At 64.7% G+C, this 26,795-nt stretch carries 18 protein-coding genes and 2 pseudogenes; 5 read left to right on the top strand and 15 right to left on the bottom strand.

From position 1 onward, the window contains the following. Nucleotides 1-58: 58 nt before the first annotated feature. The 6 genes and pseudogenes from AC629_RS23820 to AC629_RS23795 form a co-directional block, all read right to left on the bottom strand. A pseudogene (locus AC629_RS23820) lies at nt 59-2,029 on the bottom strand (methyl-accepting chemotaxis protein). Between the two features lie 300 nt (nt 2,030-2,329). After that, on the bottom strand, nt 2,330-4,036 hold the full coding sequence (locus AC629_RS23815) for a methyl-accepting chemotaxis protein (RefSeq protein WP_084807382.1): 1,707 nt from the start codon (nt 4,034-4,036) through the stop codon (nt 2,330-2,332). A gap of 110 nt (nt 4,037-4,146) precedes the next feature. Next, on the bottom strand, nt 4,147-5,904 hold the full coding sequence (locus AC629_RS23810) for a methyl-accepting chemotaxis protein (protein ID WP_084807381.1): 1,758 nt from the start codon (nt 5,902-5,904) through the stop codon (nt 4,147-4,149). A 285-nt stretch (nt 5,905-6,189) separates the two neighbouring features. After that, nucleotides 6,190-6,777 carry a hypothetical protein gene (locus AC629_RS23805; protein WP_084807410.1) on the bottom strand — a complete coding sequence of 196 codons (588 nt, stop codon included), beginning with the start codon at nt 6,775-6,777 and terminating at the stop codon, nt 6,190-6,192. Between the two features lie 114 nt (nt 6,778-6,891). Beyond that, nucleotides 6,892-7,878, bottom strand: a complete 987-nt coding sequence (gene acuI, locus AC629_RS23800; RefSeq protein WP_084807380.1) for an acrylyl-CoA reductase (NADPH) — start codon at nt 7,876-7,878, stop codon at nt 6,892-6,894. Between the two features lie 206 nt (nt 7,879-8,084). Further along, nucleotides 8,085-9,335, bottom strand: coding sequence for an MFS transporter (locus AC629_RS23795; protein WP_084807409.1), 1,251 nt, complete (start codon nt 9,333-9,335; stop codon nt 8,085-8,087). 337 nt (nt 9,336-9,672) lie between these two features. On the opposite strand from AC629_RS23795, the gene nadA reads away from it, so the two are divergent. From nadA to nadC, 3 genes are all read left to right on the top strand, one after another. Further along, complete coding sequence (gene nadA, locus AC629_RS23790) at nt 9,673-10,779, top strand: quinolinate synthase NadA (protein ID WP_084807379.1); 1,107 nt, start codon at nt 9,673-9,675, stop codon at nt 10,777-10,779. A gap of 173 nt (nt 10,780-10,952) precedes the next feature. Further along, nucleotides 10,953-12,560 (top strand): L-aspartate oxidase, encoded by a 1,608-nt coding sequence (locus AC629_RS23785; RefSeq protein WP_084807378.1) that lies wholly within the window; start codon nt 10,953-10,955, stop codon nt 12,558-12,560. 10 nt (nt 12,561-12,570) lie between these two features. After that, nucleotides 12,571-13,449 carry a carboxylating nicotinate-nucleotide diphosphorylase gene (nadC, locus tag AC629_RS23780; RefSeq protein ID WP_084807377.1) on the top strand — a complete coding sequence of 293 codons (879 nt, stop codon included), beginning with the start codon at nt 12,571-12,573 and terminating at the stop codon, nt 13,447-13,449. A 160-nt stretch (nt 13,450-13,609) separates the two neighbouring features. Here the strand turns inward: nadC and AC629_RS23775 are convergent, their stop codons facing one another. From AC629_RS23775 to AC629_RS23765, 3 genes are all read right to left on the bottom strand, one after another. Continuing rightward, complete coding sequence (locus AC629_RS23775; protein ID WP_084807376.1) at nt 13,610-15,061, bottom strand: cell wall hydrolase; 1,452 nt, start codon at nt 15,059-15,061, stop codon at nt 13,610-13,612. A 503-nt stretch (nt 15,062-15,564) separates the two neighbouring features. Then, entirely contained in the window at nt 15,565-18,513 is a 2,949-nt protein-coding gene (gene ppdK / locus AC629_RS23770) for a pyruvate, phosphate dikinase (RefSeq protein ID WP_084807375.1), read from the bottom strand. 102 nt (nt 18,514-18,615) lie between these two features. Then, nucleotides 18,616-18,771 (bottom strand): DUF3096 domain-containing protein, encoded by a 156-nt coding sequence (locus AC629_RS23765; protein ID WP_074077234.1) that lies wholly within the window; start codon nt 18,769-18,771, stop codon nt 18,616-18,618. Between the two features lie 223 nt (nt 18,772-18,994). On the opposite strand from AC629_RS23765, the gene AC629_RS23760 reads away from it, so the two are divergent. Further along, entirely contained in the window at nt 18,995-19,339 is a 345-nt protein-coding gene (locus AC629_RS23760) for a DUF1236 domain-containing protein (protein WP_074122885.1), read from the top strand. Nucleotides 19,340-19,633: 294 nt separating this feature from the next. Here the strand turns inward: AC629_RS23760 and glyS are convergent, their stop codons facing one another. The 6 genes and pseudogenes from glyS to AC629_RS23730 form a co-directional block, all read right to left on the bottom strand. Next, nucleotides 19,634-21,739 (bottom strand): glycine--tRNA ligase subunit beta, encoded by a 2,106-nt coding sequence (gene glyS, locus AC629_RS23755; protein ID WP_084807374.1) that lies wholly within the window; start codon nt 21,737-21,739, stop codon nt 19,634-19,636. Then, nucleotides 21,739-22,687, bottom strand: a pseudogene (locus AC629_RS23750) (glycine--tRNA ligase subunit alpha). The gene glyS and the pseudogene AC629_RS23750 overlap by 1 nt, the downstream one beginning before the upstream one ends. A gap of 163 nt (nt 22,688-22,850) precedes the next feature. Further along, nucleotides 22,851-23,042 carry a hypothetical protein gene (locus AC629_RS23745; protein ID WP_084807408.1) on the bottom strand — a complete coding sequence of 64 codons (192 nt, stop codon included), beginning with the start codon at nt 23,040-23,042 and terminating at the stop codon, nt 22,851-22,853. Between the two features lie 115 nt (nt 23,043-23,157). Further along, entirely contained in the window at nt 23,158-24,066 is a 909-nt protein-coding gene (locus tag AC629_RS23740; protein WP_084807373.1) for a S49 family peptidase, read from the bottom strand. Between the two features lie 214 nt (nt 24,067-24,280). Beyond that, complete coding sequence (locus AC629_RS23735; RefSeq protein ID WP_084807372.1) at nt 24,281-25,048, bottom strand: tRNA1(Val) (adenine(37)-N6)-methyltransferase; 768 nt, start codon at nt 25,046-25,048, stop codon at nt 24,281-24,283. After that, nucleotides 25,041-25,268 (bottom strand): putative signal transducing protein, encoded by a 228-nt coding sequence (locus tag AC629_RS23730; RefSeq protein ID WP_084807371.1) that lies wholly within the window; start codon nt 25,266-25,268, stop codon nt 25,041-25,043. Before AC629_RS23730 ends, AC629_RS23735 begins: the two co-directional genes overlap by 8 nt. A gap of 129 nt (nt 25,269-25,397) precedes the next feature. On the opposite strand from AC629_RS23730, the gene AC629_RS23725 reads away from it, so the two are divergent. After that, complete coding sequence (locus AC629_RS23725; RefSeq protein WP_063692598.1) at nt 25,398-26,405, top strand: polyprenyl synthetase family protein; 1,008 nt, start codon at nt 25,398-25,400, stop codon at nt 26,403-26,405. The last annotated feature ends 390 nt before the right edge of the window (nt 26,406-26,795 follow it).

The following is a 26,795-nucleotide window of genomic DNA, read 5'->3' as shown; positions in this document are numbered from 1 at the left end:
TCGCGCAGCACCACACCAGCGCACCGCATTTCATGCAACGTGCCGCTCGAACGGATCGTCAGGCCGCCCGCACCGACTCCAGGAAGCGCGCGACCTCGCTCTTCAGCCGGTTACTCTCCTGCGACAGCGACTGGGCCGCCGAATGCACCTGGGCGGAAGCGGCGCCAGTCTCGCCTGCGCCGCGCTGAACGTGACCGATGTTCGCCGAAACCTCCGAGGTGCCATGGGCGGCATGCTGGATGTTACGGGAGATCTCCTTCGTCGCGGCGCCCTGCTCCTCCACCGCGGCGGCGATGGTCGACGAAATCTCCGACATCCGCGCAATCGTGTCGCCGATGTCCCTGATCGCCCCGACGGAGTCTTGCGTCGCAGCCTGGATCGCGCCGATATGCTGGCTGATCTCGCCCGTCGCTTTCGCGGTCTGATCGGCGAGCGCTTTCACTTCGGTCGCGACCACCGCAAAGCCCTTGCCGGCTTCGCCCGCCCGCGCCGCCTCGATCGTGGCGTTCAGCGCCAGCAGGTTGGTCTGGCCGGCGATGGTGTTGATCAGGTCGACCACGTCGCCGATGCGGCCCGCCGCTCTCGTCAACTCGGAGACGCGCGCATTGGTGCGCTTTGCCTGCTCGACCGCGACGTCGGCGACACGTGCTGATTCCTGCACGTGGCGACTGATCTCAGAGATCGACGTGGTCATCTCCTCGCTGGCGGACGAGACCGAGTGCACGTTCGCGGATGCCTCTTCCGAAGCCGCCGCCACGGCCGTGGCAAGCCCGTTGCCGCGCTTGGCCGCCTGCGTCAGCGTGTTGGAGGACGCCTCGAGCTCGGTTGCCGCCGACGAGACGATCTCGATGATCTCGCCGATTGCGCCTTCGAACCCATCGGCAAGCCGCTGCATGTCCGCCTTGCGCTGCGCGCGGCGGCGCGCATCCGCTTCCGCCTGCTCGGCGCGCAGCCGATCGGCGTCCGCCATGTTAGTCCTGAACACCTCGACCGCAGCGGCCATCTTGCCGATCTCGTCCTTGCGCCCGACGCCGGCGACGGAGATCGAGAGCTCGCCGCGCGCAAGCCGTGTCATCGCAGCGACCATGCCGGACAACGCCTTCGAGATCGAGCGTCCCAGCAAGAAGCCGACGACGGCAAGCACCATGAAGGTGACGGTGAAGGCGATCGTCATCCACAGGCGCACGGCATCGCGCGTTGCGGCTTCCGCGGCGTCGGCCTTCTTGTACAGGCTCTCGACCGCGGCCCGCACCTCGAGCATCATCGGTTCGAGCTCGCGGAACGTCTTCATCATGTTGGCATCGTGGGCCGCACTCTGCTGCGCGGTGTCCGCCCAGGCCACGAATTCGGCCTGGTATTTCTGGAGCTTGGCGGTGATGTCCGTCATTACCGTCGCGGGGACCGCGGCCGCCTCCATCGCCTTTAAGAGTTCGGTCGCGGCCTTCTTCAACTCGGCGACGTATTTGGGATCACGCCTCAGCATGAAATCCTTCTCGTGCCGGCGCATCATCAGCATCGAGCTCGTCAGCCGCGGATTGTCGATCTCCTTCAGCTTAACCTCGATGTCGTGCACGGCGGCGCGGAGCGAGCCGGACAGGCCGAGCGTCTCGTTCAGCCCGAGCCTGATCTCGGCGGCCACCACCGATCCGAAGTTCGCTGCATAACGCTTGAAGCCCTCATGCGCCTGCCGGACCTTGTCCGACAGAACACGCGTATCGACGGATGAGGTCATTCGCTCGAGCTCGTCGAAATCGCGGTTGATCGGCCCGATCAGCTAGGCATGCGCCTTGGCGTAGCTTTCGTTGCGGCGCTGCTGGAAGTTCTTCTCGTTGCGGCGAGCCTCCAGCATCTCGATCGAGAGCTGCTTGTTGAGGTCGGCGATCGCGCGGGCGCGGCTGGCAAGGTCGCGGGACGCATCCTGGGAGAAGCTGCCGATCTCATAGATCGCGCCGAAGGCGACGAGACCGACGAGGCCGAAAAGTCCGATCGCCATGACCTTATGGGTGAGGCGAATGGAAAGGGCGCTCATGGACGAGCTCCAAAGGGCTTGGGATCAAATGGCGGGGCGGCAGCGAATCGTGCCGAGAAATTCGGCAGATGATGCCTGCTTCGCTTTTCTGGAACGTTAACCCTGCGCGTTATTCGTCGCGGCACTGCAACATAAACGCGAACGACCGCCGCGCATTCAAGCGCGGCGGTCGTTCGATCGAGTCGGTACTAGAGCGTTGTCGAGCGAAGTGGGTACCGGTTCGCGTGAGCAAAACGCGTCAAAACAAAATCTAGAGCCCCGTTCCGATTCCATCGGAACGGAAATGGCTCTGAGCCGGGCTTAGGCGGCGCGCACGGTGCCGAGGAATTTGCCGACCTCGAGCTTGAGGCGGTTGCTGTCGCCGGACAGCGATTGCGCGGCCGCCAGCACCTGCGACGATGCCGCGCCGGTTTCGCTCGCGCCACGCTGGACGTCGGTGATGTTGGACGACACCTGCTGGGTGCCTTGCGAGGCCTGCGCGACGTTGCGGGAGATCTCCTGCGTCGCCGCGCCCTGCTCTTCTACCGCGGCGGCGATCGCCGAAGAGATCTCCGACAGCCTTTCGATGGTGTCGCTGATGTCCTTGATGGCACCGACCGAATGCTCGGTCGCGGCCTGAATGCCGGCAATTTGCTGCCCGATCTCGCCGGTCGCTTTCGCGGTCTGCTCGGCCAGCGCCTTGACCTCGGAGGCGACGACGGCGAAGCCGCGGCCGGCCTCACCGGCGCGCGCCGCTTCGATCGTGGCATTCAGCGCCAGCAGGTTGGTCTGGCCCGCGATGGTGTTGATCAGCTCGACGACGTCGCCGATCCGCGTTGCCGCCTTCGACAACTCGCTGACCCGATCGGTCGTGGTGCGGGCCTGGCCGACCGCCTCGCTGGCGACGCGGGCGGATTCCTGCACCTGGCGGCTGATCTCGGTGATCGAGGACGACAGCTCTTCGGTCGCCGACGCCACCGACTGCACGTTGGTCGAGGCTTCTTCCGACGCCGTGGCGACCACGGTCGCAAGCTGCTGGGCATGGTCGGCGGTCGAAGTCAGCGTCGTGGCGGAGGCCTCGAGCTCGGTCGAAGCCGAGCTCACGGTCTCGATCACCTCACCGACGGCGCTCTCGAACTGGTCGGCGAGCCGCAGCATGTCCTGGCGACGCTGTGCCGCAGCGCGCTGCTCCATCTCCTTTTGCTCGGCTTCCATGCGGATCTTGGCGAGGCCGTTCTCGAGGAACACTTCCGCGGTCTTCGCAACTTCGCCGACCTCGTCCTTGCGATCGAGGCCGGTGATCGCGACCTGATAGCGGCCGGCGGCCAGCTCCTGAAGCACGCCGACGATCATGCGGATCGGCTTGGCAATGCCGTACTGGCCGGTGATGAAGCCCAATACACCACCAACGACGACACCGAGCGCGGCAAGGATGATCAGGAAGCGCGATGTCGATTCATATTGCTCGCGCGCCTCCTTGCTCTTCTCCTCGACGCGAGTGTTGAGGCGTTCGGCCAGCTCGCGAATCTTGCCCTGGAGATATTCGGCGGCGACCCGGCTCTTCATGGCCGTGTCGCGCAGCTTGTCGGCGCTCTCGCTCAGCTTGCTCGACTTCTCCGCTTCGACCGCCGCGAGCGTCGCGTCCATCTGGCTCTTGTAGGCAGCGAACGCATCGCGCACACCGGGAAGCAATGCCTTGGCTTTCTCGTCCGGGGTCTGGCTCACCTCGTCGAAACGTTCCTGATACTGCTTGAGTTGGTTGTTGATGATCTCGCGTGCGGCCAGGCGGTTGTCGTCACGAGGATCGAGCGCGCTACGGAATTCAGCGCGGTTCAATGCAATGACGTTCTGGTTGGCACGCGCCGCGAACAGGGCTCGCCGCGCCGCAGTGGACATCACGTCCGCCTTTTCGCTGAGGTCACTCAGTGCGGAGACGCCAATCCAGGCGATCGCAGCGCCGATTCCACACAACAGAACGACATTCCCGAGGATCTTGCTCAGGATGCGGAAGCGGCCGAGGAAATTCATAACGGGAATCCTTCAGGAGAAAGCGCCTGCGCCGGCGGCGCGATATCGAGCAATCTGGCGAAGAATGATTCCGGTTCCCTTAACCTTGTTGGTCGTAGAAACACGGAGTTTCACGCCGCGCGTACCGTCTCGAGGAATTTGCCGACGTCGCGCTTGAGACGATCGCTGTCGTTGGACAGCATCTGTGCCGCAGACAGCACCTGTGACGATGCCGAACCGGTCTCGCTCGCGCCGCGCTGCACGTCGGTGATGTTGGACGAGACCTGATGCGTGCCGTGCGCGGCCTGCTGCACGTTGCGGGAGATTTCCTGCGTTGCCGCACCCTGCTCTTCCACGGCCGCGGCGATGGTCGAGGAGATCTCGGAGAGCTTTTCGATGGTGTCGCTGATGTCCTTGATGGCGCCGACCGATTCCTGCGTCGCCGCCTGGATGCCGGAGATTTGCTGGCCGATCTCGCCGGTCGCCTTCGCCGTCTGCTCGGCGAGAGCCTTCACTTCGGAAGCAACGACCGCAAAGCCCTTGCCGGCTTCGCCGGCGCGCGCGGCCTCGATCGTGGCGTTGAGCGCCAGAAGATTGGTCTGGCCCGCGATGGTGTTGATCAGCTCGACGACGTCGCCAATCCTCGTTGCCGCCTGCGACAATTCGCTGACCCGGTCGGTCGTGGTGCGGGCCTGACCGACGGCCTCGCTTGCCACGCGGGCGGATTCCTGCACCTGCCGGCTGATCTCGGTGATCGAGGAGGACAGCTCCTCGGTGGCGGATGCGACCGACTGCACGTTGCTAGACGCCTCTTCCGAGGCCGCCGCGACCATGGTGGTGAGCCCCTGTGTGCGTTCCGCGGTCGAGGTCAGCGTGGTGGCGGATGCTTCGAGCTCCGTCGAGGCCGATGACACCGTCCCGACGATTTCGCCGACGGCGCCCTCAAAGCTGTCGGCGAGCTTGCGCATCTCCGACTTGCGCTGCTCCGCTGCGATCTGATCCTGCCGGACCTTGGCTTCGGCTTCCGCCCGCGCCTTCTGCTCGGAGACGATCTTGAATCGCTCGACAGCAGCGGCGACATCGCCAATCTCATCCTTGCGTCCGAGCCCGGGCAGCACGATGGCGAAATTGCCGTTGGCGAGTTCGAGCATCGCCGCCGTCAAGGCCTTCATGGGCAGCGCAATTGTGAAGACGCTGAGGAGGGAAGTCCCGATCAGCAGAAGAGTGACCAGCGCTGCGATGAGCAGCGAATTTCTCTCCGCCAGCGACATCTCCTGAGTCGCCGCGGCACTCTCCTCGGCAGCCCTGTTCGCTGCGAACTCGGACGCCTTGCCCGCCAGCGTCTCGAGTTCCGCAGCGATCGGCAGCGTCGTTTCGCGGGCGATCCGCACCGCCTCCTCGTTGAGCTTGACGACGCGCGCGGACGCGTCGGCAGGCATTTCGCCAGCAACTCGCCGCGACTCGAGACCGATCAACTCGCTCCGCACGGCTGCGATCTCCAGTGCTCGGGCCGCATAGTCCCCGACCAGCACTTTCATCCTGGTCGCGCGATCCGAATTTTCACCGGAGGTCGTAACCTTCAGGATTGCATCGACGAAACCAATCGCCGATTTCCGCCGCTCTTCGAGGAACTCGCGCGCCTTCTGCAAATCCGCCAGATTGCTCGCCAGGCGAATGTCGCGAACGGCGATCTGCATCGCCCGGATCGACGCCTTCGCATCGACCGCATCTCGTGCCGACATCTGCTGCGAGTTCGCGAGTTGATTGGCATGGCGGACAGCACCGTTGCCGCTGGTCTGAACGACGATCATTGCGCCGATAAGAAGGATGCTGAGAACGGCCGCAAATGCGAGCTTGGTCCCAATACGCATATTGATGATGCGCGACATCGAAATCCCTCCCCGAAAAGCTTAGCCGGCCCATAGAGGTTCTCGGCCGCATGAGCGACGGTGCTCCAATCCGGCGAGGCTAGTTCCGAGGTTCGAGCGTATGGTTAAGAACGGCTGCTTCGAACTCAGTAGAATTACGTAAAAAGCTTTCAAAGCGCGCAGCACTTGCATCGACTGCGCGCAATAGCCGCAGAAGGCCGCTGTCCGCATGACTACGGCGCGGTGGCGTCCTGTTCGATGAGGGTCTTCAACGAAAAGCTACGCGAGAGGCCCCGCGCGGCCTGTTCACTGCGTCGAGCGACGCAGCTCCAACGGGGCCTCGGTCTTGGCGGGCTCCGATTTCACCGGCTCGAGCCGGCTGCTCTCGACACGCGGCGTCTCGACGCGCACGGCGACTTCGGTGTTCGACGCGCCGACCGTTCCGGTGTGCTCCGAGGCGCGCAGCGAGCGCGGACGCGCCACCGAGCGCGCCATCAGCATCTGGTTGCCGCCCTGGTGGTGGAAGTCGCAATAGGCGAAGCCCATGCCCGACACCGAGCCGCGGAAGCTGCGATCGTCGGTCTTTTCCAGGTTGAAGCAGGGCTCGAACGGAATGCCCTTGATCGAGGCGCAGACGTTCTGGCCGCGAATCTGGAGCGTGTTGCCGGGCAGGCGGAGATGGCGCACCGGGCCTGCGCCCGAGAACTGCACCGCGCCGGCAGCGCCAAGATCGTCGAGGATGCGGCCTGCACCGCGGGTGCCGTCGAAACAGGTGAAGGCGAACACCTTGCCGGCGACGAAGCGGCGCGCCTCGTCGGCGTTCATGCTTCCTGCAATGGCCGGCGCAAACGTCGCTGCCGCCGTGACAGCCCCCAACATGATACGCGCAAGCATGCTCAACTCCGAACTCAACCCCCGCAGCGGGCGATGCCCGATCTCTTTACCCACTGCTTACCATACTAACCAAGGCAACATTGGCGCAGCTTGGTTGGTAAAGTCTAAACGCCGTTAGACAATTTTAACCACGATGCGGCCCCGGACTTGGCCGGCAAGGATTTTCGCGCCCCACTCCGGAACCTCGTCGAGAGAAATTTCCTTAGTAATTTCAGATAGTTTTGTCCGATCCAGATCGGACGCGAGGCGTTGCCAGGCAGCCTTCCTGGGCTCGACCGGGCACATTACGGAATCGATGCCGAGAAGGCACACTCCGCGTAAAATGAAGGGAGCGACGGAAGACGGCAGGTCCATGCCGGCCGCCAGGCCGCACGCCGCGATCGCGCCGCCATACTTGGTCATCGACAGAAGATTCGCGAGCGTTGTCGAGCCGACGCTGTCGACGCCGCCCGCCCAGCGTTCCTTGGCAAGGGGCTTGGCCGCCGCCGACAGTTCGTTGCGGTCGATGATTTCGGCCGCACCGATCTCTTTCAGATAATCCGCTTCGGAGGCACGGCCGGTGGACGCAATGACGTGGTAGCCGAGCTTCGACAGCACGGCTGTGGCGACCGAACCGACGCCACCGGCGGCGCCGGTCACCACCACGGGGCCGCTCTTGGGGGACAGACCGTGCTTCTCCAGCGCCAGCACCGAAAGCATCGCGGTGAAGCCGGCGGTGCCGATCGCCATCGCGTCGCGCGCCGACAGGCCCTGCGGCAAGGCGACCAGCCAGTCGCCCTTCACCCGCGCCTTCTCGGCGTAGGCGCCGAGATGGGTCTCGCCCATGCCCCAGCCGGTGCAGACGACCTTGTCGCCCGCCTTCCATTGCGGATGCGAGGATTGCTCCACGGTGCCGGCGAAGTCGATGCCGGCGATCATCGGGAAACGGCGCACCACCGGCGCCTTGCCGGTGAGCGCGAGGCCGTCCTTGTAGTTCAGCGTCGACCATTCCACGCGGACGGTGACGTCGCCGTCCATCAGCTCGGCTTCGTCGAACTGCGTGAGCGCGGCGGTGGTGCCCTTGTCCGCCTTGTCGATCCGGATCGCCTTGAATGTGGCCACGACTGAACTCCCTGACTTGTTTCAGGGAATGTTTAGCCGATCAGGCAGGCTGCGCAACTGGCGCTCCAATTCCGCAGTTCGCAAACCTTATCGGCACCACAGGCGCGAACTTCGGAATTAAGAGGAGCGCCAGCAAATACATGATCCTAGTGCCGGTTATCGATTTGAAGTTCCTGAACGAATTCGCGGCTTGCTCTGCAGGAACTTCAAATCGCCGGCACTAGTCGCTGGACAGGTTTCTCCACGATCGGAAGATTGATCAGCGCCGAGAGCACGCCGAACAGGATCGAGAGCCACCAGATCGGCGTATAGGAACCGAACCGCTCGAACACGATGCCACCGAGCCAGACGCCGAGGAAACCGCCGACCTGATGGCTGACGAAGGCGAAGCCATAGAGCGTCGCAAGCCACCGCGTACCGAACATCAGCGCCACCAGCGCGGACGTCGGCGGCACCGTCGACAGCCAGGTCAGGCCTGAGACCGCGCCGAATGCGATCGCCGAGAACGGCGTGATCGGGAACGAGATGAAGGCGAGCGTCGCAAGCGCACGCGTGAAATAGATGGTCGACAGGATGTAGCGCTTCGGCAGGCTGTTCTGGAGATAGCCGACGCTCAGCGATCCCATGATGTTGAACAGGCCGATCGCCGCGATCACCCAGCCGCCGGTTTGCGCCGAGATGCCGCGGTCGACGAGGAAGGCCGGCAGATGCACGGTGATGAAGGCGAGCTGGAAGCCGCAGGTGAAGAAGCCGAGCACCAGCAGCACGTAGGAGCGATGGCCGAAGGCCTCCGCGAGCGCCCTTGTGATGGTCTGCTCATCCGCAGGCGCAGCATTTGCCGTGCTTGCGACCGGAGGCGTCGACAGCGCCAGCGACAGCGGGATGATCAGCAGCATCAGGAAGCCGAACACGGTGAGCGCCTGCTGCCAGCCGAAATTGTCGATCAGTGCGACACCGATGGGTGCGAACAGGAACTGTCCGAACGATCCCGCCGCGGTGCCGGCGCCGAGCGCCAGGCCGCGCTTCTCGGCCGGCAAGAGCTTGGTGAACGCCGACAGCACCAGATTGAACGAGCAACCGGCAAGACCAAAGCCGACCATGACGCCGGCGCCGATATTGAGCGACAGCGGCGTCGAGGAGTAACGCATCAGCAGCAAGCCACCGGCATAGAGCAGAGCACCGACGCACATCACGCGGAACAAGCCGAAGCGATCGGCGACCGCGCCGGCGAACGGCTGGCCCAATCCCCACAACAGATTCTGCACGGCGATCGCCAGACCAAACACGTCGCGGCCCCAGGCGAATTCGTGGCTCATCGGCTGCACGAAGAAGCCGAGCGCCGAGCGCGGACCGAAGCCCAGCATGCCGATCGCACAGCCGCAGAGAATGATAACGGCTGGCGTTCGCCAGTTGGTGGAACGCGAAACCGGACCGAGTTCGCCCACTTGCGTCGACATGCGCTTCCTCATCTGTCGTTCGCGGATCCGGAATAGGCAGCCGCGAGCCAGGCTGTTTAATGCAAATGCATGAAAACCCCAAGTCAAAAATGGTTGCGTTCCACGAAGGGCTGCCGTGGGAGCATTGCGTTTCATCGCGGCCTCACCTGACGCGTCCGGCACGACTTGACAGGAATGTGTGCGACAGGGCCTAGCGGCTTCCCGTGCGGCATGCTATCTTTGATTTACTCATATTGAGCATATTAGAGCAGCGATAAATCTGACCCGGCCTCTGCGCCGGATTTCTCGGGCTCGATATATGCTCTCTTGGAGCATAATTAATCTACGGGAGGCTTCAATGCCGATCACTGGAATTTACGGCCCCGACGACTTTGCCGACCGGCCGCAGGGTCAAACCATCACCCTCCCCCGCGCAGCACCGGCCCGAACGGGACCTGCGCTGCCGATGCCCGCGCTGGAATGGACGGCGGAAGTCGAACGCGCCACCGCGCCTCTCTATGATCGTGTGAAGCACGTGATCCCGCCGATCGAGTGGCCGCTGATGGCGCCGACGATCAAGGCGATCAACGAACTGAAGCAGGCACGGGGCGCGGTGATCCTCGCGCACAATTACCAGGCCCCCGAAATCTTCCACTGCGTCGCCGACATCGGCGGCGACTCGCTCCAGCTCGCGGTCGAAGCCACCAAGGTGAAGGCCGACATCATCGTCCAGTGCGGAGTGCACTTCATGGCGGAAACGTCGAAGCTGCTCAACCCGGACAAGACGGTGCTGATCCCCGACGCACGCGCCGGCTGTTCGCTTGCCGCCAGCATCACGGGCGCCGACGTGCGGCTGCTCCGCGAAAAATTTCCCAGTGTGCCCGTCGTCGCCTACGTCAACACCTCGGCGGAGGTGAAGGCCGAGGTCGACATCTGCTGCACCTCGTCGAACGCGGTGCAGGTGGTCGAGAGCCTCGGCGCGCCAAGCGTGATCTTCCTGCCCGACCGTTATCTTGCGACCTATGTGGCCTCCAAGACCGATGTGAAGATCATCGCCTGGAAGGGCGCCTGCGAGGTGCACGAGCGCTTCACCGGCGAGGAGCTGCGCGACCTTCGCGAGGCCGATCCCTCGGTGCAGATCATCGCGCATCCCGAATGCCCGCCGGACGTGCTGGCGGAAGCCGACTTCACCGGCTCAACCGCGCACATGATCAACTGGGTGCGCGCGAAGCGGCCGCGGCGGCTCGTCATGATCACCGAATGCTCGATGGCCGACAATGTGCGGGCCGAGCTGCCGGATGTGGAGATGCTGCGCCCCTGCAATCTCTGCCCGCATATGAAGCGCATCACGCTCGCCAACATTCTGGACAGCCTGCTGACGCTTCGCGAGGAGGTCACGATCGATCCCGCGCTTGCGAGGCGCGCACGGCGCTCGGTCGAGCGGATGATCAATCTGAAGAACTAGCAGCACACTCGCTGTCGTCCCGGACAAGCGCAGCGAAGCGGAGCGCGGGACCCATAACCACAGGGAGATGTGGTCACGAAGAACGACGTCGAACAGCTTCGCACAACAACTACCGCCGCGGAGTATAGGTCCCCGCCTTCGCGGGGACGACAGCGGAGTGATTGGAGAGAGTCATGACAAACAACATACACAACCTCGCCCGCAGCACCAACGACGTCGTCATCGTCGGTGGAGGCCTTGCCGGACTCTTCTGTGCGCTGAAACTCGCGCCGCGGCCGGTGACGCTGATCTCGGCGGCGCCGCTCGGACAGGGCGCCTCATCCGCCTGGGCCCAAGGCGGCATCGCTGCGGCCGTGGCCGAGGGCGACAGTGCCGAGGCGCATGCCGCCGACACCATCGCCGTCGGCGGAGGCCTCGTCGATGAGGCGGTCGCACTCGGGATCGCACGCGAGGCCGCACCGCGGATCCACGACCTTCTCGCCTATGGCGTGCCGTTCGATCGCGATCTCGAAGGCAGGCTCGCAGTCGGACGCGAAGCCGCGCACTCGGCGCGGCGCATCGTGCATGTGCGCGGCGATGGCGCAGGCGCCGCAATCATCGCGGCCTTGAGCGAGGCCGTGCGCCAAACGCCGTCGATCCGCCTGATCGAAGGTTTCGTCGCCGAGGTGTTGTTGACGGAGGACGGCGCCGTGACCGGTCTTCAGCTGCGCGAGGCCGGCAATCCCGCTGCACGACCGATCCTGCTCGCTGCGCGCGCGGTCGTGCTTGCGACCGGCGGCATCGGCCATCTCTATGCAGCCACGACCAACCCGCTTGAAGCCAGCGGATCGGGCCTGGCGATCGCCGCGCGCGCTGGTGCCGTGATCGCCGACCCTGAATTCGTGCAGTTTCACCCCACCGCCATTATGGTCGGGCGCGCCCCGGCGCCGCTCGCGACCGAGGCTCTGCGCGGCGAAGGCGCGACGCTGATCAACGGCAAAGGCGAGCGCTTCATGATCGCGCGCCATCCGCTCGCCGATCTTGCGCCGCGCGACATCGTGGCCCGCGGCGTGTTCGCCGAGATCGCCGCCGGGCGAGGCGCGTTCCTCGACGCGCGCGAGGCGCTGGGCACGCGCTTCGCCCAGAAATTTCCGACAGTGCATGCGAGCTGCATCGCCGCCGGCATCGATCCCGCCACGCAGGCCATCCCGATCGCACCGGCCGCGCATTACCACATGGGCGGCATCGCGGTCGACGGCCGCGGCCGCAGCTCGATCGACGGGCTCTGGGCCGGTGGCGAAGTGTCATCTACCGGCGCGCATGGCGCCAACCGCCTCGCCTCGAATTCTCTGCTGGAGGCGGTTGTCTATGCCGCGCGTATCGCCGAAGACATCTCCGGCCGCCCGATCCCCTCGCCTGCCCGCCTTCCCGACATGCCGGTGACGCCTTGCAGCAGTGGACCGGATGCGGCGGCTGTGAAGCGGCTGCGCGCGATGATGAGCGCGCATGTCGGCGTGATCCGCGATGGAGATGGCCTTGCAGAAGCGGTCCGCAGCTTCGCCGCGCTCGAGCGAGAAACAGCAAGCATCGCTGTCCGGAACATGGCGACGTCGGCTCTGCTCGTCGCCGCCGCAGGCTGGATACGTTGCGAGAGTCGCGGCGCGCATTTCCGCTCCGACCATCCGGCGGATGTGCCCGCGCTGGCGCGGAGAACGACGACCACACTCGCCGCGGCGCGCGATGTCGCGGAAAGCCTGCGCGTCCGTCCACGGCCACGCACCGCGCAATCCATGATCGCCTGAAGGAAGCCCCATGATCACCCTGACCTCACTGCTCAATCCCGACGCCTTCCTCTCACCGCTTGCGATCGACGAGGCGGTCCATCGCGCGCTCGACGAGGATCTCGGCCGCGCCGGCGACATCACCTCGCTTGCGACAATCCCGGAGGCGACAAAGGCGCAAGCGATCCTCGTCGCGCGCCAGCCCGGCGTGATCGCCGGATTGCCTCTGGCGCTCGCGACCCTGCAGAAGCTCTCACTCGACATCGAGGTGCGCGCGCATGTCCGCGACGCCGCGCGCGTTACCCGCGGCCAGCACGTGCTGACCATCTCCGGCCCGGCGCGCGCCATTCTCACGGCGGAGCGAACCGCACTCAACTTCGTCGGCCGCCTGTCGGGCGTCGCAACGCTGACGGCCGACTATGTCGCGCGCACCGAAGGCACCAGGATGCGCATCTGTTGCACGCGAAAGACCACGCCGGGATTGCGGGCGCTCGAGAAATACGCGGTGCGCTGCGGCGGCGGTTTCAATCACCGCTTCGGCCTCGATGATGCGATCCTGATCAAGGACAACCATATCGCGGTCGCCGGCGGCATCCGCCCCGTGCTGGAGCGCGCCCGCGCCCATGCCGGCCATCTCGTTAAGATCGAGATCGAGGTGGATACGCTCGCGCAACTGCGCGAAGTCCTGGACAGCGGAATGGCTGACGCCGTGCTGCTCGACAACATGGACCTTGCAACGCTGCGCGAGGCGGTGCGGCTCTCCGAAGGCCGCCTCAAACTGGAAGCGTCCGGCGGCGTCACGCTGGAGTCGATCGCAGCGATTGCGGCAACCGGCGTCGACTACGCCTCATCCGGCGCACTGACGCATTCGGCGCCGAACTTCGATTGCGCGCTGGATATCGAGGCGTGACGGTCTACTCCCTCTCCCCGTTCTTACGGGGAGAAGGTGGGGGTGAGGGGCTGCTGCTGCAAAGACGGTGAGAATCGCATTCGCGGAGAGTCCTCCTCACCCGGATTGCATCTTCGATGCAATCCGACCTCTCCCCGCAAGCGGGGCGAGGTAAGGAAGACTACCGCCGTTCGCTCACACCCATCTCGGCGGAGCTCTTGGCTTCCTGGATGAGCTCGGCGGAGAGTGCGGCGGTCTGGGCCGGCGTGCCCCAACTCGGCTCCTCGCTGCCGTCACCCCAGGCGCGCGGCCGGTAGAAGGTGTGAACGCCGAACTTGTACATCTTCTTCATCTCGGCAACCCAGGACGGACGCACCCAATAGGCGTGGTAGTGCGTGGACTTGCCGACTTCGGGCAACCAGATCTGGCCGTCGAGCATCGCCTTCGAGATCTTTTTCGCGCGCTCCCACATTTCGGGCTCGCGGATCACGTCGGGATTATTGTCGCAGGCGAAGGTGAACTGGCAGGCGAAGTGGCGATACTTGTTCTGGTAGACCACGCCGCACACGGTGTCGGGATATTTGCCCGAGAACACGCGGTTCATCACGACCTGCGCAACCGCCATCTGGCCGCGCACGGCCTCGCCGCGCGATTCGAAGTAGATCGCCTCGGCGAGGCACTTTTCCGATTTCGCCCGCGACTTGTCGTCGAGCGCGAGTCGCTCCGCAGGTGATTTACCGCGCTGATTTTCGGCGTTGACTTCGCCTTTCGGCGCGACGCTCTCGCCGCTCTCAATGTCCCTTGCAACGTCCTCAGACGGCGGCGACAGCGAGGCCGTCGCTTTCATATCCGGGTCGGGCATCACGATCAGCGGCTCGGCGCCGGGCTCCCAGCTCTCGATGCTCTCGAGACTGCCGCCGAGCGAGGAGCTGCCGAAGAACAGGTTCGAGGTCTTCACCCGGAATGGATCGCGCGGCGGTGCAGCCGGAATCGCTTGCTTCAGCGCTTCGAGCGGCTCGATCGCAAGCGAGCGCGCGGCGTCACTGGCTTGTGGCGGATTGGCATATTGCGGCAGCGGCGGCGCACGCAACGCTTCCTGGAGTTCGGGATCGAGCGCGGCCGCGGACTCCGGCGACATCGCCTGTGGCAACGCAACGGTCTTGGCTCCGAACACCGAGCTGTTCGACGTCGCGGGATCGTCCTGCGAGGGTGCTGCCGCCGGGGCGGCGGTCTCGGGAGCCAGCGTGGGCGTGACGGTTGCAAGGCGATCACCCTTCAGGGAACGATCGACCTTGGGAAAATCGGCGGCCTGATAGCGCGGCGGCGCCTGCAGCGCCGGATTGCGGGTGATCGCGCCGGTGACGTCGCGACCGTCGAGGCTCGCGAGGCGAACCATCGCACTCTGCGGAACCGAGGTTCCGATCGGCCGCGAAAAACTATAGGTGGCGAGCTGTATAGAGGACGCCGCAGAAAACACCTGCTTCTGCCAGCGCTCGGCGACGCCGGGCTGACGCGCCAGCAGAGAGGCAATGTCCTGATAGCCGGTCTCTCTCGGCATCAATGCGAAGATGCAGAGACCGATTCCGAAGGACGCGAACCGCGCGCCCTTCGGATGGTTACGCAACACAAACATCGATACGCTCACGCAACGCTTACGCTCGTCTGATCGACGTCAGCACATCCGTGCAATTCGATCTTTATTGTCAGTATCCAATTTAGGTTGCCGGGGCGTTAATCGACGTTGCGCGCGCAGCACACTCAAGCGAACACAGGTGGTTTCACGGAGTGATCGCGCGGGGTGGTAAATGCGCCCTCACGCGAAGCGGTAAAGATTCGGTCAACGCGTATGGTGAAGAAACTCTTGACGGCGCGTCTCATTGCGGGACGCGCACGGCTCCATCGTTGCGACATGTGTCTCCACGCCACCACTGTCATGCCCCGCGAAAGCGGGGCATCCAGTACGCCGCGGCTTCTCGATTCAGTCATTACTGTCTCGGCGTACTGGATCGCCCGCCCCAGTGCGCAATCGCGCACAAGGCGGGCGATGACAGCGAGTGTGTGGCGCGAAGGTCACCTCAAACGAAAAGAGGCGGGGTTGGCCCCGCCTCTCTCGCATCTCGTAGTCTCAGTCTTCGCTTACGCCTGGCTCGCGATCGCCTTGCTGAGCGCGGCCTGCGCGGCAGCGAGGCGGGCGATCGGCACGCGGTAGGGCGAGCAGGAGACGTAGTCGAGGCCGATATTGTGGCAGAAGGCAACGGAGGCGGGATCGCCGCCGTGCTCGCCGCAGATGCCGACCTTGAGCGAAGCACGCGTCTTGCGGCCGCGCGCGACGCCGATCTTGACGAGCTCGCCGACGCCTTCCTGGTCGAGCGCGATGAAGGGATCGACCGCAAGGATGCCCTTCGTCACGTAGGGGCCGAGGAAGCTCGCCGCGTCGTCACGGCTGATGCCGTACGTCGTCTGCGTGAGATCGTTGGTGCCGAAGGAGAAGAACTCGGCGCTCTCCGCGATCTCGGCCGCGAGCAAACAGGCGCGCGGCAGCTCGATCATGGTGCCGACCTGATAGGTGAGCTTCGTGTTCGTATCGCGCATCACGGCCTGCGCGGTCGCATCGATTCGCGCCTTGACGAGATCGAGCTCGGCCTTGGTCGCGATCAGCGGCACCATCACCTCGAGACCGATGGCTTTGCCGGTGCGCCGCTGCGCCTCGACCGCCGCCTCGAAGATCGCGCGCGCCTGCATCTCGGCGATCTCCGGATAGGCGATCGCGATGCGGCAGCCGCGGAAGCCGAGCATCGGGTTGAACTCCGAGAGCTCGCGCGCGCGGTCAGCCAGGCGCCGCGGGTCGGTATTCATGGCGCGCGCCACTTCCTCGACCTCGGCATGGGTGTGCGGCAGGAACTCGTGCAGCGGCGGATCGAGCAGACGGATCGTGACGGGCAGGCCCTTCATGATCTCGAACAGCTCGACGAAGTCGGCACGCTGCATCGGCAGCAGCTTTGCGAGCGCGGCACGGCGCGATTGCTCGTCCTCGGAGAGGATCATCTCGCGCACTGTGCGGATGCGCGTCTCCTCGAAGAACATGTGCTCGGTACGGCAAAGGCCGATGCCTTCCGCGCCGAACTTGATCGCGGTGCGCGCGTCTTCCGGCGTGTCGGCATTGACGCGCACGCCGATCTTGCGGACCTGGTCGGCCCAATTCATCAGCGTGCCGAACTCGCCGGAGAGCTCCGGCTCGATCATCGGCATGCGGCCGGCGAGCACCTGGCCGAGCGAGCCGTCGATGGTGATGACGTCGCCGGTCTTGAAGGTGCGCGAGCCGATGCTCATGGTGCCGCGGCCGTAATCGACGCGGATGGTGCCGCAGCCGGAGACGCAGGGTTTGCCCATGCCGCGCGCGACCACCGCAGCATGCGAGGTCATGCCGCCGCGCGTGGTCAGGATGCCTTCGGCGGCGTGCATGCCGTGGATGTCTTCGGGGCTGGTCTCGATGCGGACCAGAATCACTTTACGTCCGTCGGCCTGGAGCTTGGCCGCCTCATCCGAGGAGAACACGATCTCGCCGGAGGCCGCACCGGGCGAGGCCGGCAGGCCGGTCGCGATCACGTCGCGCTTGGCGTTGGGATCGATGGTCGGATGCAGCAGCTGATCGAGCGAAGCCGGGTCGATCCGCGTCACCGCTTCCTTCTTCGAGATCAGGCCTTCATTGGCGAGCTCGACCGCGATGCGCAGCGCCGCCTTGGCGGTGCGCTTGCCGCCGCGAGTCTGGAGCATCCAGAGCTTGCCCTGCTCGACCGTGAACTCCATGTCCTGCATGTCGCGGTAGTGCTTCTCGAGCAGCGTGTAGATCCGCGTCAGCTCCTTGAAGGCCTGCGGCATCGCCGATTCCATCGACGCCTTGTCGGAGCCCGATTCCTTCCGCGCGTCCTCGGTGATGTCCTGCGGCGTGCGGATGCCCGCCACCACGTCCTCACCTTGCGCGTTGATCAGGAACTCGCCGTAAAGCTTGCTCTCGCCGGTCGAGGGGTTGCGGGTGAAGGCAACGCCGGTGGCCGACGTCTCGCCCATGTTGCCGAACACCATGGCCTGCACGTTGACAGCGGTGCCCCAGGATTCCGGAATGTCGTGCAGCTTGCGGTAGGTCACCGCGCGCGCGTTCATCCAGGAGGAAAACACCGCGCCGATTGCGCCCCAGAGCTGATCGTGCGGATCCTGCGGGAAGTCTTTGCCGGTCTCGCGCGCGACCGCGTCCTTGTACTTGCCGACCAGCTCGACCCAGTCTTCGGCGGACAGATCAGTGTCGAGCGTATAGCCCTGGCTGTCCTTGAAGGTATCGAGGATTTCCTCGAAGTGATGATGCTCGAAACCGAGCACCACGTCCGAATACATGGTGATGAAGCGGCGATAGCTGTCATAGGCGAAGCGGCGGTCGCCCGACAGCTCCGACAATGCTTCCACCGTCTCGTCGTTCAGGCCGAGATTGAGCACGGTGTCCATCATGCCCGGCATCGAGGCGCGCGCGCCGGAGCGCACGGAGACGAGCAGCGGGTTCTTGGCATCGCCGAAGATCTTGCCGGTCAACTTGCCGACATAGTCCAGCGCCTTCTCAACCTGCGACTGCAGCTCTTTCGGATAGGATTTGTCGTGTGCGTAGAAATAGGTGCAGACCGAGGTCGGTATGGTGAAGCCCGGAGGCACCGGAAGGCCGAGATTGGCCATCTCCGCGAGATTGGCGCCCTTGCCGCCGAGCAGGTCGCGCATCTCCGACCGGCCCTCGGCCTTGCCGTCACCAAAGGTGAAGACCCACTTGCCGGCCTTGGCCGCGCTCGGCGCTGCCTTACTCGGTGCCGGCTTCGCAGCGACCTTGGCGGCAACCTTCGGCGCAACCGGCTTGGTCGCAGCCTTCGCGGCGGGCTTCACGGCCGGCTTGGCAGCGGGTTTGGCAGCAGCCTTTGCAGCAGGCTTGGCGGCCGGCTTCGGGGCGCTCTTGGCAAGCGCCTTGCGGGCCGGGGGCGCGGCTTTAGCGTTGGCAGAGGACTTTGATTTCGCTGGTATTTTCTTAGGCTTCGAGGCGGCTTTGGCCATAGCTTGCACACAACCTGCGAGAGGGACGGGAAATCGCGGGCCTTACACCACTTTGAGCGGGCCCGCGCAAGTCGAACTGTTCCGGAAAATGAACCACCGGAGCTAGAGGTGGAGCCACTTCAGGAGCCCAAGCCCGATCGCACCGTTGATGATGAGGAAGATCGCGACGATCAGATTGAGGAGTCGCGGCATGATCAGAATGAGCACACCCGCAATCAACGACAGGATCGGCGAAATGTGGGCGACGGTGATGTGCATGGATTGTCTTTCTGTGGAGTGAGGCGAATCGCGGCCGGATCATAGCGGACCGAGTTCCGCGGGTAGAGACGCAGCAGCGCCGCACGGGTTCCTGCCTTCGCGAAAACTGCCCGAAATTGCCGCGAATGCGGCAGGGCTTTTCCCGGAACATTGCGAAGAGGCATGCATTGGCAACCAGTTGCGCCACTGGCGCTTCCCGAAAATCTTCTCGAAGGAGTTGACCATGCGGAACAGGATTCTTGCTCTTGCAGCGCTCGCGGCCGCGATCGGCTCGCCCGTCGCGGCGCAGGCGCAAACGGTGGGACGCGCGCCCGTCGTGGTCGATGGCGGTCCGACGATAGCGGTCGAACAGCGGCCGGCTTTCCGCGAATATGTCATCGAACAACGTGTGCCGGCCTTCCGTATTCCGGATCGCGTGGTGGTCGGTGCCACCTTACCCGAGACCGGCATCACCTATTATGACGTGCCGCAACGTTTTGGCGCAACGACGTATCGCTACACCGTCGTGAACGGTGAGACCGTGCTGGTCGAGCCTCGCTCACGACGCATCGTCGAGGTGATGGACTAGCTCTTGTTTGGACGCGTTTTCTTCACGCGAACCGGCATCCACTTCGCTTGAAAACGCTGCCGTTCTACTCGATGTCCGGCGCGCCGCATCAGGCTGGCGCGAGCAAAGTCAAATCGGACATCAGGCCCCGCCCGGTCTTCCCCCCGCCGGGCGGGGCTTTTTTGTGCTCAGAAGCAGCCGTCATTCCGGGGCACGCCAAAGGCGTGGGCCCGGAATCCATACTCACGATCGTGGTTATGGATTCCGGGCTCGCGCTTCGCGCGCCCCGGAATGACAACCTCAATTGTAGCGCGATCAATCCTGGATCTTCGAGAAGTCCGCCACCGCACGCGTCGCGCTGCGGATCTCGTTCAGCAGCTTGAGGCGGTTCTCGCGCGCCTTCGGATCGTCATCGTTGACACGGACCTTGTCGAAGAACGCATCCACCGGCGGGCGCAACTTCGCCATCGCGCTCATTGCGGCGGCAAAGTCTTCCCTCGCGACAGCAGCGCTTGCTTCCGTCTTGACCTCGCCGATTGCCTTCGCCAGCGCCTTCTCCTCGTCGAGGCTGTAGAGCGCGGTATCAGGCGCACCGTCGAACGTGCGCTTGTCCTTCTTCTCCTCGATCGAGAGGATGTTGCTGGCGCGCTTGGTGCCAGCGAGCAGGTTCCTGCCGTCGTCGCTATCGAGGAACTTGCCGAGCGCCTCGACGCGGCGGACGATCATCAGAAGATCGTCCTGGCCGCCGAGCGCGAACACGGCGTCGACGAGATCGTGGCGCGCGCCCTGCTCACGGAGCTGGACCTTCAGGCGGTCGGCGAAGAAGGCGAGCAGATCGCTCGGAAGTTTCTGCGCATCGGCGGGCTTCACCGACAAGCCCGCGAGCGCGGATGCCGCCACCTTCATGAGCGACAGGCGCAGCGCGTTCTCGGCAATCAGCCTGATCACGCCGAGCGCAGCGCGGCGGAGCGCATACGGATCCTTGCTTCCCGTCGGCTTCTCGTCGATCGCCCAGAAGCCGACGAGCGTATCGAGCTTGTCGGCGAGTGCGACCACAACGCTGACCGGATCGGTCGGCACGCGATCGGCGGGGCCTTGCGGCTTGTAGTGCTCCTCGCAGGCCGCCGCGACGGAATCATCCTCGCCTTGCGCCAGCGCGTAGTACTTGCCCATCAAGCCCTGCACCTCAGGGAACTCACCGACGACTTCGGTCAGCAAGTCCGCCTTCGCCAGGTGTGCGGCGCGCGTCGCCTTTGCAACATCGGCGCCGACAAGCGGCGCGATCTTGCCTGCAAGGCGTTCGATGCGCTCAATGCGCTCTGCCTGCGTGCCGAGCTTCTCGTGGAACACGATCTGCTTGAACTTCGGCAGACGATCCTCAAGCTTCGTCTTCAGATCAGTCTCGTAGAAGAACTTCGCATCCGACAGCCGCGCGCGGATCACACGTTCGTTGCCGGCGATGATGGTCTTGCCGTCGTCGGTCGCCTCGATATTGGCGACCAGGATGAATTTTGCGGCAAGCTTGCCCTCATTGCTCTTGGGGTCGCTGACCACAAAGCACTTTTGGTTGTTGCGAATGGTGGCGCGGATGACCTCCGAAGGCGTCGCCAAAAATTCCGGGTCGAACGAGCCCATCAGCACGACCGGCCATTCGACGAGGCCAGCGACCTCGTCGAGCAGGTTCTGGTCCTCGACGAGCTCGAACCCTTGCGCGAACGCAAGCTGCTTAGCGTCGGTGAGGATCGCATCCTTGCGGCGTTCGGGGTCGAGCACGACCTTCGCCGCGAGCAGCTTGGCCTCATAGTCCTCGAACCGGCGCACAGGAATCGCCGATGGCGCGAGGAAGCGATGGCCGTAGGTGGTCTGGCCGGTCTCGATGCCGTCGACCGAGAACTTCACGACATCAGGCTCTTCGGTCTCAAGTCCGAAGGTCGCGGTTATCGCGTGCAGCGGGCGCACCCAATTCAGCGAGCCGGGTTTGCCGGAGCGCGCGCCCCAGCGCATTGATTTCGGCCAGGGGAAGGTGCGGATGATCACGGGCAGGATTTCCGCGAGCACGTCGATCGCGTCGCGGCCGGGTTTCTCGATCAGCGCGATGTAGAAGTCGCCCTTTGGGTCGCGCTGGATCTTGGCTTCGTCGAGCGACTGCAAACCTGTCGCTTTCAGGAAGCCCTGCACGGCCGCATCGGGCGCGCCGATTTTCGGTCCGCGACGTTCGGTCTTCAGGTCGGGCTGGCGCACGGGAATGCCGTGCACGATCAGCGCAAGGCGGCGCGGCGTCGCGAACGCCTTCGCGCCGTCATAGACGAGGCCTTCGGCGACGAGCTTGTCGGTGACCATGCGGCGCAAATCGTCCGCCGCCTTGGCCTGCATGCGCGCGGGGATTTCTTCCGAGAAAAGTTCAAGCAACAGATCAGGCATCAGGCCGCTCCACCGGCTTCGGTGTGCAACCAGGCTTCGCCACAGGCTTTGGCCAGTTCACGCACGCGCAAAATATAGCTCTGCCGCTCGGTCACCGAGATCACGCCGCGCGCATCGAGCAGATTGAAGACATGGCTCGCCTTGATGCACTGGTCATAGGCCGGCAGCGCCATCAGGTGGGCCTCGCGCTTGCCGGACTCAGAATTTTTTTTGCCAGCCTGCATCGAGGTATTTCTTGCAGGCAGCTTCCGCCATCTTGAACTGCTCGAACAGCATCGCGGTGTCGGCGACTTCGAAATTGTGCCGCGAGTATTCCCGCTCCGCTTGCAGGTACACATCGCCATAGGTGACCTTCGCGTCGCCGTCGCGGCCGTTGAAGTTGAGGTCGTAGACGCGGTCGACGCCCTGCACATACATCGCGAGACGCTCGAGCCCGTAGGTGAGCTCGCCCGCGACCGGCGCGCATTCGAAGCCCGCGACCTGCTGGAAATAGGTGAACTGGCTCACTTCCATGCCATCGCACCAGCATTCCCACCCGAGGCCCCAGGCGCCCAGCGTCGGGCTTTCCCAGTCGTCCTCGACGAAGCGGATATCGTGCACGGCAGAATCGATACCGATCGCCGCGAGCGACTTCAGGTACAGCTCCTGAAGGTTCGGCGGCGACGGCTTCATGATCACCTGGAATTGGTAGTAGTGCTGCATCCGGTTCGGGTTCTCGCCGTAACGGCCGTCCTTCGGCCGGCGCGAGGGCTGCACATAGGCGGCGTTCCAGGGCTTGGGCCCGAGCGCGCGCAAGGTTGTGGCCGGATGGAACGTACCCGCACCCATCTCCATGTCGTAGGGCTGCAGGATCACGCAGCCCTGCTCGGCCCAGAACCGCTGGAGCGCGAGGATAAAGCCCTGGAACGAGCGTTCCGGGCGCATATGGGCGGGCAATGAGGCGTCCATCGGCAGATCAGGCTCTCGCGGGGGGTTTTGAATCGCGCGGGACCGTATCGACGGCGGGGATGGGAATCAAGGCAAAGGGGGATGGATTCGGGCCAAACAGCCCATCCTTCGGGGGCGCCCAGAGGGCGCCCCCGAAATGAGGGCGCGTTTGGAAAATCAGCAACTATCCCGGACGATAGGCTCCGGTCACGGGGTCCCGTTTCAGCGTCTGGATGTCCCCCATACGGGCGGTCTCGGCGACGCGCTGCAAGCGCATCTCCTCCAGCTCCTGGTTGATCCGGACAGCGGTCTTGTAGGCCCAGCGGACCACGGCAAGCCCGCCCAAGACGCCCGCAAATGCAACGAACGGCGGCATCGGTCGATCCTTGTTCAATGCTCAGCCCCCACGATCATTGTCGCGCAGATGAGGCTGCGCTGCAATTGGCTCGGCTCCGATTCCCCTCGGACCAAATGGCGCGGGAGGCCGCCGCCTAGAACCCGAATTTCGCCCAAATCGCCCGCGTCTCGACCGCCGAAATCAGTTCGTCCGGGAGGCCGGCGACCGATTCCAGGGCCGAAAGCTGACCCGCGCCGGGCGATTTCCGCCCCAGAAGGCCGGACAGCAGCCCGGTCGGCTGCGCGATCACGGGGGTGAGAACCTTCTCGCCATAGCGGGCACGAAGAGTTGAGCGGAGATCGCCGATCCCGTCAGCCAGCCCGAGCGCGATCGCGCTGTCGCCGGCCCAGTATTCGCCCGTGAACAGGGTGTCGTCCGTCCCCTTCAGACGTGCGCCGCGGCTCTCCTTCACCAGCGCAATGAATATCTGGTGGATCTCGCGCTGGATCGCCTTCAGCTTCGCCACATCATCAGCGTTTTCCGGGAGGAACGGGTCGAGCATCGCCTTATGCGCGCCGGCGGTGTAGAGGCGTCGCTCGATGCCGAGCCGCTTGATCGCCTCCTGGAAACCAAAGCTGCCGCCGACCACGCCGATCGAGCCGAGGATGGACGAGGGATCGCAAAGGATCTCGTCGCCGGCGCAGGCGATCATGTAGCCGCCGGAGGCCGCGACGTCCTCGACGAACACGAGCACCGGCAGCTTCTTCTCCGCCGCGAGCTGCTTGATGCGCAGATAAATCTGGCGCGACTGCACCGGCGAGCCGCCGGGCGAGTTGATCACGAGTGCAACCGCCTTCGCATGGCGGACAGAAAACGCCCGCTCCAGCACCCGCGCAACGCCCGCGAGCGTCATGCCGGGGCGGAGCGGCGTCACTGCGCCGATCACGCCGGACAGCCGCACCACCGGCACGACTGCGACGCCGGGACGGAAGCGCGCCGGCAGATATTGCATGAGCTTGTCGACAAGGCCGGAATCTCTGCGATCGTTCAATTGTTCGGCCATGCCGTTACCTCTGTTTAACCATTTCTTATCACGCGACTGTCATTGGAAGTGCGTGGAACGTGTGTTGCAGATTTCTCGCCGAGAGGCTGCAATGGGGCAGCGGAGGACGCCATGAAAATCTACCTGCTGATGCTGCTGATCGGCGCACTTTTCACCGCAATCCGCTTGACGTCCCCGCAGGAACAGCAGTCGGAATCGCTTCCGCAGTAGGCCATCACGGCTCCACCAGGGGTAGAACCGCCCGCCCCTCCAGAATCTCCTTCACCTCTTTTTTAGGCACGCGTGACTGGTCGTTGAGCATGAGGCCCGGCAGCAATCGTGTCGGGGCCCTGCCGCCCTTGACCGCGCGCACCAGCACGCGGATCGCAGGCCGTCCCGCCTCGCCGTGAACCGGCAGGATCGACAGGCTGCCGAAGCCGCGTGACAGCGCTGCCAAAACCTCCGCGATACCATCTGCACGCCAGATCAGGGTCAGCGCGCCATCCGATCGGAGGATGCGCCGCGCCGCGTGGACCCAGGCCTGCAAGGTCTCCTGCCTCGCGACATGCGCGATCTGGCGCCCCTGATCCGGCGAGCCGCGATGCCGTGCGGGATCGTTGAAAGGCGGATTCATCAACACCAAGTCGACGCTGTCAGGCGACAGCCCGTTTGCCGCGAAGGTCTGCGCATCGGCCGTAATGTCGAGCACGATCGTCTCGGCCGCAATCGCATTCGCCGCCGCATTGGCGCGCGCCAGCTCTGCCAGTTCCGGATCGATCTCGACCAGGCTCAGCCTGATCCCGGGGACGCGCCGGGCGAGCGCCAGCCCGGCCGTGCCGATGCCGGCGCCCAGATCGACCACACGGTCGCCGGTCCGGGCCTCCGTCGCCGCCGCGAGCAGGATGGCGTCATGCCCGGCGCGATGGCCGGACCGCTTCTGCTTCAGCCGCAGCTGCCCGCCCAGAAAGGCGTCCTCGGTGATGTCTGCTGCGGCCTCAATCATCGCCGCGCAGTTCGTGGCTGAGGCCCGCCTCGGTCAGGAGCCGCCGGGCCTCCTGGGCGTCGTCCTCATGGACCAGGATCCGCCGCGGCAAAATGCCGAGCGAGCCCTCGATGATGCTCATGTTCTGGTCCAGCACCAGATGATGGATGTTGGCGCCGTCGAGCAGCGCGCCAATCGCCGACACCAGCACCATGTCGTTGGTCCGAACCAGTTCACGCAAATCACGTCTCCTGCCTGGAGGGATCAGGCGGCAAATGTCAATGCTACCGCAGCACTTGCCGCATCCGCCGCCAGTTTCTATTGTATTTCCATCAGAATAGCCCTTCCGGGGCAAATATTGGAGACCGGCGTGGCCGTCATCGTACCTTTCGAAACTCCCGGCGCGTCGATCGAAGAGCTGGTTGCCCTTGTCGCCCCCGACATGGAGCGCGTCAACGCCACGATCCTGTCCCGGACCGGTTCGGACGTGACCATGATCCCGGAGGTCGCCAACCACCTGATCTCCTCCGGGGGAAAACGCCTGCGGCCGATGCTGACGCTCGCCATGGCCAACCTCGCCGGCTACACCGGCGACGGCCACATCAAGCTCGCCGCGTCCGTCGAGTTCATGCACACCGCGACGCTGCTCCACGACGACGTCGTCGACGAGAGCGAGATGCGCCGCGGCAAGCTCTCGGCGCGCATGCTCTGGGGCAATGAGGCCAGTGTTCTGGTCGGCGACTTCCTGCTCGGCCAGGCCTTCCGCATGATGGTCGAGGTCGGCTCGCTCCGCGCGCTCGACATCCTCTCCGCGGCCGCCGCCACCATCGCCGAGGGCGAGGTGATGCAGCTCGCCGCCGCCAAGAACACCGCGACCACCGAGGACGAATACCTCGCCGTGATCCGCGGCAAGACCGCCGAGCTGTTCGCAGCGGCCTGCGAGGTCGGCCCCGTGATCGCCAACCGCCCGAAGGCGGAGCAGACCGCCTGCCGCTCGGTCGGCATGAATCTCGGCATCGCCTTCCAGCTCGTCGACGACGTGCTCGACTATGGCGGCAAGAGCGCCAAGCTCGGCAAGAACACCGGCGACGATTTCCGCGAAGGCAAGATCACGCTGCCGGTCGTACTCGCCTTCCGCCGCGGCAACGACACCGAGCGCGCCTTCTGGATCCGGGCGCTCGAGCGCGGCGAGATCGGCGACACCGACCTCGATCATGCTATCGGGCTGATGAACAAGCACCGCGCGCTCGAGGACACGCTCAGCCGCGCCCAGCACTACGGCGCCATGGCCGTCGACGCGCTCGCGCTGTTCCCGTCCTCGCCGATGAAGAGCGCGCTGGAGCAGGTCGTGGCGTTCTGTCTGGCTCGGTCGCACTAGGCGCGGCGCTTAGCGCCCCATCGATTTCGCACAACCGTCAGCTCCGTCATCCTGAGGTGCGAGCGGTGCTTAGCACCGCGCCGAGAGCCTCGAAGGATGAGCGGCCTGCAGCCGGCGTCGCCCTTCGAGGCCTCCGCTACGCTCCGGCACCTCAGGGTGACGGCGATATCCATGTGCGTAGCTCCTATGGTCGTTTCGAGCGCAGCGAAGCAATCCAGAATCTTGTCGCCGCGGCAGACTGGATTGCTTCGCTGCGCTCGCAATGACGGAGCAAGGCGCGACGGCACGGTTCCCTCTCGTGTCCCGGACGTGCTGCAGCGTGAAACGCTGCTGCGCAGAGCCGGGACACGAGATCGGTTTAGCAAGCGCTCGCCCACCTTATCGTCAGAC

Source organism: Bradyrhizobium sp. NAS80.1 (assembly GCF_001908205.1).
In the GTDB taxonomy this organism is placed as follows: Bacteria; Pseudomonadota; Alphaproteobacteria; order Rhizobiales; family Xanthobacteraceae; genus Bradyrhizobium.
This window is presented reverse-complemented; position numbering and strand designations above follow the sequence as displayed.

Excerpts from the sequence above, each read along its gene's own strand:
- AC629_RS23745 (WP_084807408.1), bottom strand. The coding sequence starts at position 23,042 with ATGCCGCCGTTCGTTGCATTTGCGGGCGTCTTGGGCGGGCTTGCCGTG.
- AC629_RS23815 (WP_084807382.1), bottom strand. The coding sequence starts at position 4,036 with ATGAATTTCCTCGGCCGCTTCCGCATCCTGAGCAAGATCCTCGGGAAT.
- nadA (WP_084807379.1), top strand. The coding sequence starts at position 9,673 with ATGCCGATCACTGGAATTTACGGCCCCGACGACTTTGCCGACCGGCCG.
- nadC (WP_084807377.1), top strand. The coding sequence starts at position 12,571 with ATGATCACCCTGACCTCACTGCTCAATCCCGACGCCTTCCTCTCACCG.
- AC629_RS23775 (WP_084807376.1), bottom strand. The coding sequence starts at position 15,061 with ATGTTTGTGTTGCGTAACCATCCGAAGGGCGCGCGGTTCGCGTCCTTC.
- AC629_RS23760 (WP_074122885.1), top strand. The coding sequence starts at position 18,995 with ATGCGGAACAGGATTCTTGCTCTTGCAGCGCTCGCGGCCGCGATCGGC.
- AC629_RS23740 (WP_084807373.1), bottom strand. The coding sequence starts at position 24,066 with ATGGCCGAACAATTGAACGATCGCAGAGATTCCGGCCTTGTCGACAAG.
- AC629_RS23785 (WP_084807378.1), top strand. The coding sequence starts at position 10,953 with ATGACAAACAACATACACAACCTCGCCCGCAGCACCAACGACGTCGTC.
- AC629_RS23795 (WP_084807409.1), bottom strand. The coding sequence starts at position 9,335 with ATGTCGACGCAAGTGGGCGAACTCGGTCCGGTTTCGCGTTCCACCAAC.
- AC629_RS23810 (WP_084807381.1), bottom strand. The coding sequence starts at position 5,904 with ATGTCGCGCATCATCAATATGCGTATTGGGACCAAGCTCGCATTTGCG.
- AC629_RS23735 (WP_084807372.1), bottom strand. The coding sequence starts at position 25,048 with ATGATTGAGGCCGCAGCAGACATCACCGAGGACGCCTTTCTGGGCGGG.
- AC629_RS23765 (WP_074077234.1), bottom strand. The coding sequence starts at position 18,771 with ATGCACATCACCGTCGCCCACATTTCGCCGATCCTGTCGTTGATTGCG.
- AC629_RS23805 (WP_084807410.1), bottom strand. The coding sequence starts at position 6,777 with ATGCTTGCGCGTATCATGTTGGGGGCTGTCACGGCGGCAGCGACGTTT.
- ppdK (WP_084807375.1), bottom strand. The coding sequence starts at position 18,513 with ATGGCCAAAGCCGCCTCGAAGCCTAAGAAAATACCAGCGAAATCAAAG.
- glyS (WP_084807374.1), bottom strand. The coding sequence starts at position 21,739 with ATGCCTGATCTGTTGCTTGAACTTTTCTCGGAAGAAATCCCCGCGCGC.